Consider the following 14,938-nt stretch of genomic DNA (forward strand, 5'->3'; position numbering starts at 1 on the left):
TTTGAAGAATCTTGTGATTGGGCTTTTTCATTTTCTCCAGGTAACAAATATTGCAAAGACGCTCAGAAATTTTGCGGCAAGACCTTTTCTTGCACTTCAAATGCTTCGCTAGTAATGTAGAGAACAAAAAAAGCACTTTATTTTTTACTCTCTCTTTTTCATTACTACAGGGATACTCCCGCTCCATTTTGCTTGTTTTGCTCATTCTTGCCGATTTACATGAGAACCCTATCGTTTTTAACTTTCTTCTCCACTTATTGACGGGAGCTTTTGGTACAAATTCTTGATCCACATCTTTCGTAGGGTGACTTTGACGTTGCTGAGGTGTTACAATAAATATACTTGACAACTTGCCTATAATGGCTATAATCACATTCTTTTCTGAAAAATTCCTTTATTTTCTTTTATTATCTCAATCTGGAAAGGGCGTTATTTGTCTATTGTGAATATTCAAGAATTAGTCGAAGCAGGGTTTCATTTCGGACATAGAACAAGCAGGTGGAACCCAAAGATGAAGCCTTTTATCTTTGGTAAGCAAAATCTGATTCATATCATTAATTTACGGGAAACGGTGAAGGGTCTTATCACTGCTTGCAGATTTGTAACGAACCTGGTGCAAACAAAGAAAGATATATTGTTTGTAGGCACGAAGTGGCAGGCACAGGATATTACCGCGCGAGAAGCAAAGCGGTGTGGTATGCATTATGTCAGCGAAAGATGGCTTGGTGGTGCGTTGACAAATTTTGATACTATCAGGAGTCGTTTAGAACGTCTTGAAGAATTGGAAAAAATGAAAGATACAGGCGAAATCAACCAATACAGTAAAAAGATGATTTCCTCACTCAACAGAGAATACAAGAAAATACTTACCAATCTGGAAGGCATCCGCAATATGACCAAACTTCCAGGGGCACTTGTGGTAGTGGACCCAAGATACGAACACAACGCTATAAAAGAGGCAAAAAAATTGGGAATACCAACTGTTTGCCTGGCGGATACCGATTGTGACCCTGATATGGTAGATATTTGTGTACCTGGGAATGACGATGCGATACGGTCGATTAATCTCTTTTTATCTAAGACAGCAGACGCCGTTCTTGCCGGAAAAGAACAACTTGTTACGCTGACAAAAGATTAATCAGGTTTTTACGAAAATCCTTCCATTTTTCGTAAAATTCAGAGTTTGTATATCCTTGGATTGCCAATCTAACAACTGCCTTTAAAGATACACATCTCAAGATGTTCCGCTTGATTATTTGTAATAACAAGATTACCGGCTTCGCAACAAGGACAGTTCGTAGCTATATTATTTTGGAGGATACCGATGGCAGATAAAGCGAGTGTTATGAAATTGCGTGAACAAACAGGTGCGGGAATATTAGAGTGCAAAAACGCCTTGGATGAAGTAAATGACGATTATGATAAAGCACTGGAAATTATAAAAAAGAAAGGTTTTGCAAAAGCTTCCAGGAAAGAACAAAGAACAACTGCCGAAGGCAGAATAGGTTCTTACATTCATACTAACGGGAAAATAGGCGTAATGGTTGAGGTGAATTGTGAAACAGATTTCGTGGCAAGAAACGAGGTCTTTCAGCAGTTTTTAAAAGATATTTGCATGCAAATTGCCGCAACCAATCCAATCGCAATAAAAAGGGAAGATATTTCTTCGGAAATTGTGGAAACACAAAAAAGGGGTTTTATAGAGGATACCAAAGGAAAACCATCTGATATTTCTGAAAAAATCGTTAAAGGAAAGCTGGAAAATTTTTATAAGGAAAAATGCCTGCTGGAACAACCGTTTATAAAAGATGACTCACAAACTATTCAGGATTTATTAATTGCAATTATCGCAAAAATAGGTGAAAATATTAAAATTAATCGCTTTGCCAGGCTTGAAGTAGGGGGGAAATAGCTAGCAGTTTAGATTGCCGCACACAATCATTATGCCGAAAAATAAGAAAATAAAGTATAAACGTATCTTATTGAAAGTTAGCGGCGAAGGCTTTGGCGGTGAAAACGGAAAAGGCATCGATACTGAAAAATTTGCAACATTTGCCAAAACGATACAAAAGATTTTATCACTCGGTGCTGAAACGGCGCTTGTCGTTGGCGGCGGTAACGTGTTGCGCGGCGCTAAATTTGGCCTTTCGGGAAAATCCAGAATTGTAGCGGATCAGGCGGGGATGATTGCTACCATCTTAAATGCATTGCTTTTGCAGGACACCCTGGAAGAGTGCAACATTAAAACGCATGTAATAAGCGCAATTGAAATTAAGAATATCACAGAACCTTTTATTTTACGAAATTGTTTACGGTATCTTGAAGAAAGAAATATTGTTATTTTTGCGGGGGGAACGGGAAACCCCTATTTCACAACCGATACTGCAGCTGCTTTACGCGCGATAGAAATTAATGCCAACGTGATGCTTAAAGCCACAAGAGTTGACGGCGTGTATACAGATGATCCAGCTAATAATCCATCCGCAAAGCTGTTAAGCAAACTGACCTATGCCGAAGTATTAAACCGACAATTAGGCGTAATGGATATGACTGCGGTATCCTTGAGCATGGAAAACAAATTGCCAATAATCGTATTAAACATGAATAAAAAAGGAAATATTGAAAAGGCTGTTTTGGGGAAATCTGTTGGTACTTTTATAGGAAATTAACCGATATGTCAATAGATTCGATTTGCAAAGAAACAAAGGCAAAAATGGAAAAGGTTATCGCTCATTTGCAAGATGATTTGAAGGGAATAAGAACCGGTAGGGCAAGCACTGGTCTGGTCGAAAATATACGGGTTGAATACTACGGGAACCCTTCACCCTTAAAGCAACTTGCAGTGATTTCCACACCTGATGCACAGTCAATCTTGATAAAACCTTACGATACTACTATAGTATCTAATATCGAAAAGGCAATCATTCAATCAGACATCGGCCTGAACCCTTCTGTTGAAGCTAAAACCCTGCGCATCGTTATTCCTCCGCTTAATGAGGAGAGGAGAAAAAAACTTTCCGTAACCGTAAAAGATTTTGGGGAATCAACAAAGGTTTCTTTGCGTAATATACGGCAGGATTCAAATAAACAAGCGGATAAAGAAAAGAAAGAAAATATTTTAACAGAAGACGATGTTAAGCGCGCCAAGGATGAAATTCAAAAAATTATCAAAGACTTTGAAACTAAGGTAAATGATTTAATCAAAAGAAAGACTGAAGAAATACTCAAGGTATAAACGTACCGTTGAAACGTATATTATCGATGTTTTTTCCCTTTGTAATTTTATTTTCTGCGTGCAATATTCATACATTTCTGTATAATGGGGGCATAGCTCAGTCGGTAGAGCACCGCCCTTTTAAGGCGGGTGTCGATGGTTCGAGTCCATCTGCCCTCATTTACTATTGTGCATAAATGGCCCCATCGTCTAGTCTGGTCTAGGACAACAGATTTTCGATCTGTGAACTGGGGTTCAAATCCCCATGGGGTCATATATGATTTGAAAAAGCCATAAGAAACCAAACTCTTATGGCTTTTTTGTTTTATAACAAATTTTGACCTATAATCCAAAATTTATCGTTTGGTAACATTTTAGTTTTTTAAAAAATTCCAATAATAGCGATGTTTGCCGCATGTGTATGGGCGAAGCATTTGCTATAAATTGTCATAGATAAATTCATACCCAAACGGGCAAATGCTTCGCCCATACTTTTTCAAAAAACTAAGTTGATACTTTTATGGAGATCACGACTTGATGGTGCGTCTGTGCTGTTTGTTGGGAGGCGATGTCATTGTTTTTGATGCAGTTTTGAAGAAGAGAGACATTCATTTGTCTGCATTTTCGGGTGGCTACCTGTGAGGGTGTTGCTCCCGGTCTTTGGCGCAATCTGTCACCGTGCCTTTGATAAGGTTTATGGTATGAGGAATAACCGGCAGAACGACGGAGAGGTTTTCCGCAACGCCTTTTGGGCTTCCAGGAAGGTTTATGATAAGGGTTTGCCGATATATCCCTGCCACCGCCCTGGAACCCATTGCCCTTGGTGTGTGCTTCATCCCTTCCATACGCATTGCTTCTCCGAAGCCAGGCAATTCTTTTTCTATCACTGCCCTTGTTGCCTCAGGCGTGATATCGCGAGGGCCAACTCCGGTACCTCCGGTTGTGATGATAAGATCGGATAGTTTGGAGAATTCACGAAGTTTTTTGATAATGAGGTCTTTTTCATCGGGGATTATTTCGTATGCGACAATGGATGTATTGATTTGTTGGAGCATCGTACGGATAATCTCTCCGCTTTTGTCTTCGCGCTCCCCTTTTGACCCTTTATCGCTCAATGTTACTATTGCGGTGCGAATCATAGTTTACACCCCAGAGGGATATTCATGTATTAAAATTTCATCTCCGGCTTTAATCATTCCGCTGCTAAGGATTTCTGCAAAAATCCCTTCTCGCGGCATGATACAGTCGCCTGCCTTGTAATAAATGGCGCAGCGGTCATGGCATAATTTGCCGATTTGGGTTATCTTTATGATAATATCATTTCCGATTTTCAGCGTAGTTCCAACAGGAAGCGATTTTAGTTCTATGCCACTGGTGACAATATTTTCTCCAAAATCGCCGTCTTTTATCTCTAAGCCTTTACTACGCATCACGTCGGCGCTTTCCGTTGCAAGCAGACTCACCTGGCGGTGCCATTTTCCTGCATGGGCATCTCCCTCTAGGCCATAATGTTTAATTGCCATGCATTTGCCTATATTTCGTTTCTGGATACCTTTTCTTTCGCTTACGCAGACAGCTAAAATTTTCCCCATTGGTATTTTAATATACGAATAAGTTTATTAATGAGTACAATATGTTTTCTTACTGCACGCTATTGCAAATCGGAAATCCCGGAAGAAGTTTAACAAGGGAAGTTTTTGGTGTCAAGGAGAACCTCTTGCGGGGCACGACAACGTCAAAGTCACCCTACGAAAGACGCGGATCAAGAATTTGTGCCAAAAGCTCCCGTCAATAAGTGGAAAAGAAAGTAAAAAACGATAGGGTTCTCATTTAAATGAGTAAAAATAAGCAAAACAAGCAAAATGGAGCGGGAGTATCCCTGTAGTAATGAAAGAAAGAGAGAGAGAGTAAAAAATAAAGTGTTTTTTTTTGTTCTCGACATTACCAGCGAAGCATTTGAAGTGCAAGAAAAGGTCTTGCCGCAAAATTTCTGAGCATCTTTGCAATATTTGTTACATGGAGAAAATGAAAAAGCCCAACCACAAGATTCCTCAAAGAAGCCATTGCCCTTGGGCATTTTTTGTGCGTATTTGAGAATGATCTTCACGAAAAGCGGTATCACGCACATAAGGAATTATTTGCAGAACGCAAAAAATTAAAAATTATACAAATAAATCAAAACAAACCGTTCCTGAGCGAATTATCAAAAAAACAGAAGGTTATATTCGACGCTTTTGGAATTCGGGAAGAGGTATTACATAGTTATTAACTTTCTTATCCAATTTAGGTATAAATGGAATGGAGTGTCCATAGCAGGGTATAAGTGTTATAGGAGATGGAAAAAAATTGGCACCTTAGGTAACCGTAAAGTAGTGTATCACCGTTTTCCCAACCCTTTCCTTCCAGATGTAAGTAATTTCCCGGATAGTATATTTTGTGCCGTTCCAAATAAACCAAACGGGTTTGAGTTTTTTTTTGTTATCACCAAAAATCGCCCCTACTTTGATCGCTTCATGAACTTCAGTAATCATACCGTCATCCCCCCGGAAATCACTGTTATAACTTCTCTAACAACCGCACCACCGCAGTAACCTTGCCAATGATGCGAACCTCATCTTGTTCTCCCTGGAGCACAATGGGTTTCATCATTGGGTGTTCCGGGTGCAATTCCAGCGTATTTCCCTTCTTGTAGAATCTTTTGACCGTGGCCTCACCATTTATGAGGGCAACCACAATTTCCCTGTTATTGGCAACCGGTTGCGGCCTCACCAGTACGAGGTCGCCTTCCTGTATATGAGCATTAATCATGCTGTCTCCCTCAACCCGCAAAAAAAATGCGTCTCCGGTACGGCAGATTGTTTTATCTACTGCAAGATATCCCATAATATCTTCTATTGCCGGATGAGGAGCGCCTGCTTTGACACTTCCAACAATGGGGATGAGATTTGTTTCTGCATGTCCAGCCGGAGCTTCTATAATTTCAATAGCCCTGGGACTGTTGTATTGTTTTTTGATGTGTCCTTTACGGGCAAGGATGTCAAGATACTTTTTGACGATATTGGTGCTGGAAAGATCCATCCCGCGCATAATCTCGCGTACCGTAGGTGGATACCCTTTTTCCTGAAGAGATGCTTTTAAAAAGGCTAGAAAATCCGCCTGTTTTTTGGTTAAAATAGTATCCGTTAATTTTTCTTCATTGGTGGACATATGTTTACCATTATATTTTTTGCTGTAACTTTGTCAATTCTCTTTTTAAAACATTACTTTGTTAAAAATTAAGCGGCGATTTTTTTCTTAAATTGAGCGGGGAATTGATTGCTTTTTGGAGACATCTTTACCTTCTCCGAGCATATGGCTATAAGCCAAATGAATGAATACGGGTTTGATAAAATATTACAAGGGCTTGATTTTACAGAGGATCTAATTGCCTGTTCCAAGACGCTCATTGTGGGGAGAATGGTTCATCCTGGCAGCGAGCGTGATACCGTGCGATGGCTTTCTGAAACAAGCGGGGGTGGTAGAGCTATTAGACTCCGGGGTTAAACTGTATGATAAAGCGCTGCATCGCGCGGCAGTTTTGCTGTGGGAGAATCATGTTGCCATAGAGCAAGGGTTATCAAAGCGGGCGCGAGAGATATTTTTCCCTCAAAGAGATGGTGATTTTATATGATTTAACAAATACCTATTTTGAGGTTAGCAAAAGAGGGTCGTAATGATTGTCCGTTAATTACGCTATCCCTTATCGTTGATGAAGTGGGATTTCCCAAATAGAGCAAGGTTTTCGGAGGCAATGCATCAGGGCCTGATATCCTGAAAGATATTTTGGCGGGATTAAAAAAAGAAGTTGGAATAGAGGCATTCAATCATTTTCGGCTTCACCACTATTGCAAATAAATCACTGAATGGTTATATTCAGACATTACGCTGCGTGTTGGAGTGTTAAAAGCATCGCAAAAAAATCATATAAATTGCGTCTTTTTAAAAACGTAAGAGCTAGAGACGAAAGATGAAGGATGTCCGTAGTCCGTAATTCATCGTCTGTCTTCCGTCGTCCCCGCATTGTGCGGAAAACAGCGCTATTATTGGAATTTTTCAAAAAACTAAAGTGTTACGATTTTTCCCTTTAATTTTGAGTGAAATAAACAAAACAATTGAAATGTATATGGAATTTAAAAATAAAAGAGTTACCGTTATGGGACTCGGTGTATTTGGGGGCGGCATTGGCATAACACAATTTCTTGCAAGGCAGGGGGCGCATGTAACGGTAACGGATATAAAGGGTAAAACAGATCTTTCACAATCCCTGCGGCATCTTGACAATCTGCAGATTACTTACCGGCTGGGCGAACACAGAGATGTAGACTTTATCAATACTGATATGGTCATCGTCAGCCCTGCTGTTCCCATTGACTCAAAATTCATACAAATTGCAAGGGAAAACGGTGTTCCTATTGACACAGAAATGAACATATTCTTTAAACTTTGTCCCGCTTTCACCATTGGAGTAACCGGCAGCAACGGGAAATCCACCACAACCACGCTGATTGGAGATATTTTGCGACAAACCTCCAATAAAATATGGGTTGGCGGCAACATCGGTAAATCACTGCTTCTGCAACTAGAAGAAATGAAGCCGGCGGATATTGTGGTGCTGGAGCTATCCAGTTTTCAACTGGAATCGCTCTCTTCAATTAAAAAGAGTCCCTGTATGAGTATAGTAACAAATATTTCTCCCAACCATCTGGACAGGCATAAAGACATTGATTCTTATATCCATGCAAAGAAGAATATTATCTTGCATCAGAAGCAGAGTGATTCCGCCATTCTGAATTACGATGACCCGGAGCTGAGAACATGGGAAAAAGAATGTTATGGCCGCGTTTTGTGGTACAGCACACAACAGCCGGTAGAAAATGGCGCATTTCGTGAAAACGAACATATTGTAATTTCCATAGATGGGAATACCATTTCGATACCCTGTGTCTCAAAAATCAAACTTCCTGGAGACCATAATCTCCACAATGTACTTGCAGCATCGTGTGCAACATATTTACACGGCGCAAACAAACAAACCATTGAAAAAACAGTTACTTCTTTTTGTGGATTAGAACACCGTTTGGAATTTGTAAGAGAGGCAAAAGGCATCAGGTATTATAATGATTCTAAAGCAACCACCCCCGAATCTGCAATTGCCGCAATTATGAGTTTTAAGGACTCTGTGCTTATTGCTGGAGGATACGATAAGGGAAGCGATTTTGAGGAATTTGCCGCAGTTTGTGCAAATTACTGTAAAGCTGTTGTTCTTATTGGAAAAACTGCAAACAAAATAGAGGAACTTATTTCTCTAAAAAAGGGGGAAAAAGAATACCCCCATGTATGCATTGCAAATACCTTAAAAGACGCCTTTCAAACAGCAAATACTCTCACAACACCGGGAGGCGTTTTATTGTTCTCGCCAGCCTGCGCTAGCTACGATATGTTTAATAACTATGAAGAACGAGGCAAACAATTTAAAAATATGGTGTTGTCACTATGACTAAATATATACTCAATCAGGCTGAAAACCCGTGGTTTCAGTCTGATTGAGTATATTTCTCTTCTCCGGAACGAAGCGGACTTTTTTGGCATCCATTTATAATTTCCATCGCTTGTATCATCTTTTCTGTAATTGTAAGATTTTACAATAGTTTCTATTATGGAATCATTTATACTCAAGGGGGTTCACAAAATGTGATTCCAGAAATGCTATAACTATTTATTTCAACAAAAGTTAAATCTAATTTTAGAAATCCCTATTTGCGAACTCTTACGGTATCGTAAAAGAAGAATATCCACATAATTACCTATGCTTGCGGTTGCTATCCACTGAATAGTGAATTCATTGTCTATAAACAATGACGTTCTTGCATAGGGACGCATTATTTTTATAATTTTTTCTTCTTGTTTTTGGCACATCCCGGATTTTAGCGGAAGCGAAACCCATTCAATGTCTTTAGGGATATCAATTTCATACTGAAGTGTCTTTACATTAGACAGAATTTTCCACTTTTCTTTTCCTTTATATCAGTAAGATGCCTGTAAAATCCGATTTAACGTTTTATCCAATGAATAAATTCATAAAAGAGATTAATTGCCGGTTGGTATAACAAATGTCTGTATAACGTTCTGAAAGTATTGTCGTTATTATGCGATATTATGCGATTGCCCTGGTCAAATATCCTTGTTTGACACAAAAAGCATCTCCCGATGCCCTACGGAATCCCTGGCAATTACAAAGATAGGTATATCATGTGACTCTGATACCTTTTTAAAATCCTTGTCTTTGATAAACAGAAAGACCCGTTCGTTTGAATTCATGTATTTCTTCAGGTCTTCAGAATCGTTTATTACCGGCAGGTGATTTCTATTCGTATAAAACAGGTACGAGTCTCTGAGAAAATTATACATTGCCAATTGATCGCCGGGTTTCATTGCAGCATTTGCCTTGTCGCAAATTTCTTTTGCCGATTTGTACTGATTTAATAATGGGATTACCTGCAGTGTACTCAGGGTAAATAGAGAGAAAACAAGCAGGATGAGGACAAAGAGGAAAGGCAATATTCTTGAGTGTTTTATGAAACGCAGCATAATTATGCCGCCGGCAAAAAGTAACAATACAAATGGTATGGTAAGACGAATGTGTTCAGGCCGAAATTTGTATATACCTAACGGTAAGAGAAACCCTAGAAATATGGTTAGTCCGCTTATGAAATAACAAGGGATATAGCCTGTTTTCCTGAAACGGATATCCCTGAATTGTTCTACAAACTCATTCAGAAACCATGCGATTATTAAAGAGGCGGCAGGATAGAGTGGAAGAACGTAGATGTCCCTTTTCCCCGAAACGATAGAAAAGAAAAAGAAGATAACGACAAACCAAACCGCAGGGAATACCACTTCCTGAAACCTCTTTCTCCCTTCTCGTGAAAACAGATACACGACAACGCCTGGGATAAAGATTGTCCACGGAAAATAATTCAGGGGGAAATGGATAAAATAGTAATAAAGAGGCCGTTTATGGGCAAAGGAATCAGCGAACCGTCCGATATTTTGCTTGAATAATATTTGTTGCGTATATTCCTTACCACCGTATATGCCTGCCAGATATACCCACGAGAACACCAAAATTGCAAAAAGAACTCCCCCTATCCAGGGTTTTGTTTCTTTCAAAACCTTTATATCTCTTTTCAGAGAAAGATATGTCACGACTACGAGGAATGGAAGAAGAAATCCTACAGGGCCTTTTGTAAGCGTTCCAAGGGCCATGAAGATATAAAAGAGGGTGTAATAACGGACTTTATTTCCCGCTTCCTTATACCCTTTATAGAAACTGAACAAGGCTGCCATAACGAAAAATGTAAGCAGCACGTCAAAGGCAGCACGGTGCGTCATCCAAAGGAATTTTATGCTGGTGGCGAGTATAAGGGCTGAAAGCAAGCCTATTCTGGTGTTATGGAAAACATTTCTGGCAAAATTAAACAGTATCAGGCAGCATCCCACACCTGCGAGGGCAGAAGGCAAACGCGCGGACAGGTGCGTTATTTTACCGAACGGGACGGAAAACAGATTAATCATCCAGAATAAAAGGGGGGGTTTGTGGGGATATGGTTCGCTATTTAACTGCGGAAGTATAAAATTGCCGCTATCCCGCATTTCTTTGGAGACCTGTGCGTAACGGGGTTCATCCGGCGCCCAAAAATCCCTTTTTCCTGTATTGAAGAGAAAGAGGAATGAAAGGAAAAGTACCAGGATGACGGTCAATAAGCGTATATTTATCGTAGTTTTGTTCATTTAAATAACGATATTTGTACGATGCTATGTGATAATATGACGATACTCCCTTCATGTGAAAAGGAATACATTGTAAGGAATTTTAGCACAGTTAACAAATTCCGTCAACGATTATAGCAAAATGATAATGGGTTTTTTGGCCAGTAAATGGCTTTGTATTAAACTGTAAACCTTTTGAGTATATCTGTTATTGGCTTGACAATGTTTAACCCTCTCAGTATCCTAAACTGGCAAAGCCTGAACCAAGCAAGAAATAAAAAATACGAAATCCGAAGTACGAAATACGAAACAAATTCGAATAACAAAGCATAAAATCCAAAACATACAACAATATGAAGCACGAAATGCAAGATACGAAAGACGTACTTGTTTAGAATTTCAAATCATTTTGTCATTGGAATTTGTTTCGTATCTCGTGTTTTCGGATTTTACTGTTAAATATTTTGCCTGAAAATGCAAAGAAATTAAGGTCTTTCCATGGAAAAGAGGGTAATTCAATTTGTCTCATATTTATATTTTCGAAGACGCCAACTATTCACGCCTTGCTCCCCTCGTATACACCAGGGCAACGTTTGAGTTGCGTTGTGGTTTGTATACGCAATGGGAAAGGATATCTAGACTTTATCCCGGTGCTACCATTACCCTTTTCTGCAGGGATGCCCTCGCGGATATTGTAAAGGAACGTTATCCCCTGGAGGTGAATGCCCCCCGGAAACAGAACGATAGCTGTCTTTTTATAAACGGCCGCGCGATTCTTTCGCGTCCTGTTTCTTTGGAAGGCCCTGAGGAAATTGGCATGCAAGGCGATACGGTTGTTTACCTTCGTCTCAAAAAAAATTCCCCGGAAAAAATATCGTACAACACATTTCTTGAAGAAAACTATCATGAAAAATGGGAAAACACCTTGCCTAGGGTTGATATTCATACGCCGGTATTCAGTTATTATTGGGACATTATAAAACGTAATGCACATCAAATAGCGGAAGACTTTTCCTTATTTGTTAAGGAGGGACGGAATGCGGGGAACGTGTATGAAGGCACTTATCTCATCAATAAAGATAAGATATACATTGGAAAGGGCAGCAGGATCAAACCTTGCTGTGTACTCGACGCAGAGAATGGGCCGGTTTATATTGGCAATAATGTAACCATTTCCCCTAATACCTCCATTGAGGGGCCGGTTTACATTGGAGATAATTCTGTAATCCTGCCCAATTCGCGGTTACGGGGAGGCACCAATATCGGAGAAGTATGCAAAATAGGGGGAGAAATCGTAAACACAATATTCCACAGCTTTACCAACAAACAACATGACGGATTCTTGGGCGACTCCTATCTTGGTTCATGGGTCAACATCGGGGCGGATACAACGAACAGTAATTTACTTAATACCTATGGCCTCATAAAAGTTCAAATGGGAAATACCCTCATAAACACAAACCACAATTCCCTTGGCATGGCGATGGGAGATCATACGAAAACCGCCATAAATACGACGATTATGACAGGGAGTGTCATTGGCTTTGCATGCAATATTGTCACCAATCTCTATCCTCCGAAATATCTACCTTCGTTTTCATGGTGTACCGTCAATGGGATAAGGGTTTACGAGTGGGATAAGGCATTATGTGTGGCAAGGCTTGCTATGGAAAGACGGGATAAAAAAATGTCCGCTGCGGAAGAGGAACTTTTTAAAAAAATATTTCAGCTTACTGAAAATGAAAGAACTATATGCAAAAAGACATAAAACATGAACAAATCATCAACGAAAAGATAATTATCGATACCAGTATCTTTACCAATCCGGAAGTTTATCAGACCTTTGGCAATGACCCTACAGATGCCCTGCGTTCTTTTCTTGAAATTATCAGCAAATTGAAAGGGCCTACCTTTTATATGCCGCAGACGATTTATGAGGAGCTTTTAAACTTTGTAGAGATAAAAGATATACAAGTTGATTTGCAAATGTTATTGCAGCAAAAATCCCCGAAACGTTACGAGTTGACCGTTCCCGCGTTTTTGCTCTATGAACTTATTGAAGACGTACGGCTGAGGATCGATAAGGGCTTGAGGGTGGCGGAAACCGCCGTCAGGGAAACCTCGCCCGATACCGAACCTGAAGCGATAGCAAATCTCAGGAAAAAATATCGCATGGCGCTGCGTGAGGGAATTATTGACAGCAAAGAAGACGTTGATTTAATCCTGCTTGCAAAAGAAATGGACGGCATAATGATGACTGCGGATACCGGCATTGTCAAATGGGCGGATAAGCTAGGTATAAGGTACATCGACCCTCGCATGTTACGGAGTATTTTGGATAAGCTGGCTGCTGCCTCCTGATGGTACTGCCAAATGCCTGATTTAAAAATCTGTGTAATACGGAGGATCTGTGGTTTCAATATCTTTTTACCGGTTTTGAAGCTTTACCAACACTGTTTAGGTTGTTAATTATTACGTCTCTATCATGTGTCCAAGTTTTTCCTTTTTCGTACGCAGATATTTTTGATTTTCTGCGTTTGGTTCAACAACGATTGGCACGCGCTCAACTATTTCCAGTCCATATCCTGCAAGCGCGGCAAATTTTTTTGGATTGTTCGAAAGCAAACGCATTTTAGTAATGCCCAGATCTCTTAAAATTTGTGCGCCGATTCCATAGTCCCTTTTGTCCACTGGAAGTCCTAGTTTCTCATTTGCCTCTACCGTATCCAATCCTTTATCTTGTAAGTGGTACGCATGCAATTTGTTTTCTAAGCCGATCCCTCGTCCTTCCTGCCTCATATAAAGCAAAACACCCTTACCGTTTTCCTTTATGATTTTGAGGGCATTATGAAGCTGTTCTCCGCAGTCACAACGCAAAGAACCGAAAACATCGCTCGTCAGACATTCATCGTGTACCCTTACCAGTATCGGTTCATTTTGCATTGGGGAAGGAGTATTTATGTCTTTGCTGCCAACTTCCAGGCATAAAGCAAGGTGGAGGTACTCATCAACAAAGGAACGATAGAGATGAAGGATGAATTCCCCATATATTGTGGGGAGTTTTGCGGTTACGCGTTTCTCAATTAATCGTTCCTGTTCATGGCGGTATTTTATGATATCCGCAATTGTACAGATTTTGAGATTGTTTTTTTCGGCAAATTTTTTGAGGTCCGGAAGTTTTGCCATGTTTCCGTCTTCCCTCATAATTTCGCAAATGACTGCGGCATTTTTGAGACCGGCAATGCGGGTTAGGTCAACGGCTCCTTCTGTATGGCCGGCTCTGACAAGAACTCCGCCGTTATGCGCCTTTAGCGGAAATATGTGACCTGGTCGAACAAAGTCTTCCGCAGTGGCATTATCATCAATGGCTGTTAATATGGTCGTTGCCCTGTCTTTGGAAGATACGCCTGTGGAAATTTCTCTTGCGGCGTCAACGGAAACGGTAAAAGGCGTCTGAAAGCTTGATGTGTTATTGGAAACCATTGGATAAAAGTCCAGTTCTTCAGCCCTTTTGGCATTTATCGCAAGGCAAAGAATGCCTCTTGCATGTGTTAGTATAAAGTTAATAGCTTCGGGAGTAACCTTTTCCGCTGCAAGAATTAAATCTCCCTCATTTTCCCGACTCTCGTCGTCTATTAATATTGTCATTTTCCCATTTCTAAGGTCTTCTATTACTTCTTGTATTGAATTGAATTGCATTGAATACACCTCACAATTGATTTGTCTATGAAATACTGCCCGTGTTGTAAAAGGACAAGCATGAACTGTTATTTAAAGATAATAATATTACCTAAATCCTGCAAACGATTTTCGCAATGCGAAAATCAGTATTTTCCACTACCAAGATTGGCAAAAAGCGATAACAGATATCCGTTTTTTAGCAATTGTGGTAGCGCTATTGTACTACTTTAAACA

Annotated in this window: 14 protein-coding genes and 2 tRNA genes; 10 read left to right on the forward strand and 6 right to left on the reverse strand. The window is 40.0% G+C overall.

The features are described 5' to 3' along the window. Positions 1-442 precede the first annotated feature (442 nt). From rpsB to QZT26_RS11990, 6 genes are all read left to right on the forward strand, one after another. Positions 443-1,138: a 30S ribosomal protein S2 gene (gene rpsB / locus QZT26_RS11965; RefSeq protein ID WP_099326960.1), complete on the forward strand. Its 696-nt coding sequence runs from the start codon at positions 443-445 to the stop codon at positions 1,136-1,138. A 186-nt stretch (positions 1,139-1,324) separates the two neighbouring features. Next, on the forward strand, positions 1,325-1,912 hold the full coding sequence (locus QZT26_RS11970; protein ID WP_099324062.1) for a translation elongation factor Ts: 588 nt from the start codon (positions 1,325-1,327) through the stop codon (positions 1,910-1,912). Between the two features lie 31 nt (positions 1,913-1,943). Next, on the forward strand, positions 1,944-2,669 hold the full coding sequence (gene pyrH, locus QZT26_RS11975) for a UMP kinase (RefSeq protein WP_099324061.1): 726 nt from the start codon (positions 1,944-1,946) through the stop codon (positions 2,667-2,669). A 5-nt stretch (positions 2,670-2,674) separates the two neighbouring features. Then, the gene (gene frr / locus QZT26_RS11980) at positions 2,675-3,235 is read left to right on the forward strand and encodes a ribosome recycling factor (RefSeq protein WP_099324060.1); all 561 of its coding nucleotides are present in this window, start codon (positions 2,675-2,677) and stop codon (positions 3,233-3,235) included. A gap of 86 nt (positions 3,236-3,321) precedes the next feature. Then, a tRNA-Lys gene (locus QZT26_RS11985) sits at positions 3,322-3,394 on the forward strand. Between the two features lie 19 nt (positions 3,395-3,413). Then, positions 3,414-3,488: transfer RNA gene (locus QZT26_RS11990), tRNA-Glu, on the forward strand. Between the two features lie 358 nt (positions 3,489-3,846). On the opposite strand, the gene QZT26_RS11995 is transcribed toward QZT26_RS11990, so the two are convergent. The 4 genes from QZT26_RS11995 to lexA all read right to left on the reverse strand — a co-directional run bounded on the left by QZT26_RS11995 (position 3,847) and on the right by lexA (position 6,421). Further along, on the reverse strand, positions 3,847-4,353 hold the full coding sequence (locus QZT26_RS11995; RefSeq protein WP_099324059.1) for a MogA/MoaB family molybdenum cofactor biosynthesis protein: 507 nt from the start codon (positions 4,351-4,353) through the stop codon (positions 3,847-3,849). A gap of 3 nt (positions 4,354-4,356) precedes the next feature. Further along, positions 4,357-4,737 carry an MOSC domain-containing protein gene (locus QZT26_RS12000; protein WP_230405767.1) on the reverse strand — a complete coding sequence of 127 codons (381 nt, stop codon included), beginning with the start codon at positions 4,735-4,737 and terminating at the stop codon, positions 4,357-4,359. A gap of 831 nt (positions 4,738-5,568) precedes the next feature. Next, entirely contained in the window at positions 5,569-5,745 is a 177-nt protein-coding gene (locus QZT26_RS12005; RefSeq protein ID WP_295102397.1) for a hypothetical protein, read from the reverse strand. A gap of 25 nt (positions 5,746-5,770) precedes the next feature. Continuing rightward, the gene (gene lexA / locus QZT26_RS12010; protein WP_099324055.1) at positions 5,771-6,421 is read right to left on the reverse strand and encodes a transcriptional repressor LexA; all 651 of its coding nucleotides are present in this window, start codon (positions 6,419-6,421) and stop codon (positions 5,771-5,773) included. Between the two features lie 217 nt (positions 6,422-6,638). On the opposite strand from lexA, the gene QZT26_RS12015 reads away from it, so the two are divergent. Both QZT26_RS12015 and murD read left to right on the forward strand, forming a co-directional pair. Next, the gene (locus tag QZT26_RS12015; RefSeq protein WP_157820355.1) at positions 6,639-6,884 is read left to right on the forward strand and encodes a hypothetical protein; all 246 of its coding nucleotides are present in this window, start codon (positions 6,639-6,641) and stop codon (positions 6,882-6,884) included. A gap of 492 nt (positions 6,885-7,376) precedes the next feature. Beyond that, complete coding sequence (gene murD, locus QZT26_RS12020) at positions 7,377-8,750, forward strand: UDP-N-acetylmuramoyl-L-alanine--D-glutamate ligase (protein ID WP_295102401.1); 1,374 nt, start codon at positions 7,377-7,379, stop codon at positions 8,748-8,750. Positions 8,751-9,424: 674 nt separating this feature from the next. Here the strand turns inward: murD and QZT26_RS12025 are convergent. Continuing rightward, positions 9,425-11,044 carry a glycosyltransferase family 39 protein gene (locus QZT26_RS12025; protein ID WP_295102403.1) on the reverse strand — a complete coding sequence of 540 codons (1,620 nt, stop codon included), beginning with the start codon at positions 11,042-11,044 and terminating at the stop codon, positions 9,425-9,427. Positions 11,045-11,543: 499 nt separating this feature from the next. Between QZT26_RS12025 and QZT26_RS12030 the strand changes: the two genes are divergently transcribed. Both QZT26_RS12030 and QZT26_RS12035 read left to right on the forward strand, forming a co-directional pair. Next, positions 11,544-12,791, forward strand: a complete 1,248-nt coding sequence (locus tag QZT26_RS12030) for a putative sugar nucleotidyl transferase (protein ID WP_295102406.1) — start codon at positions 11,544-11,546, stop codon at positions 12,789-12,791. Further along, positions 12,776-13,384, forward strand: coding sequence for an RNA ligase partner protein (locus QZT26_RS12035; protein ID WP_099324048.1), 609 nt, complete (start codon positions 12,776-12,778; stop codon positions 13,382-13,384). Before QZT26_RS12030 ends, QZT26_RS12035 begins: the two co-directional genes overlap by 16 nt. 111 nt (positions 13,385-13,495) lie before the next feature. Here the strand turns inward: QZT26_RS12035 and QZT26_RS12040 are convergent, their stop codons facing one another. Further along, a complete protein-coding gene (locus QZT26_RS12040; protein ID WP_164994840.1) occupies positions 13,496-14,722 on the reverse strand; it encodes a bifunctional 3,4-dihydroxy-2-butanone-4-phosphate synthase/GTP cyclohydrolase II in 1,227 nt (408 codons plus the stop codon). Positions 14,723-14,938 lie beyond the last annotated feature (216 nt).

This window comes from uncultured Candidatus Kuenenia sp., from assembly GCF_900696675.1.
GTDB lineage: Bacteria > Planctomycetota > Brocadiia > Brocadiales > Brocadiaceae > Kuenenia > Kuenenia stuttgartiensis_A.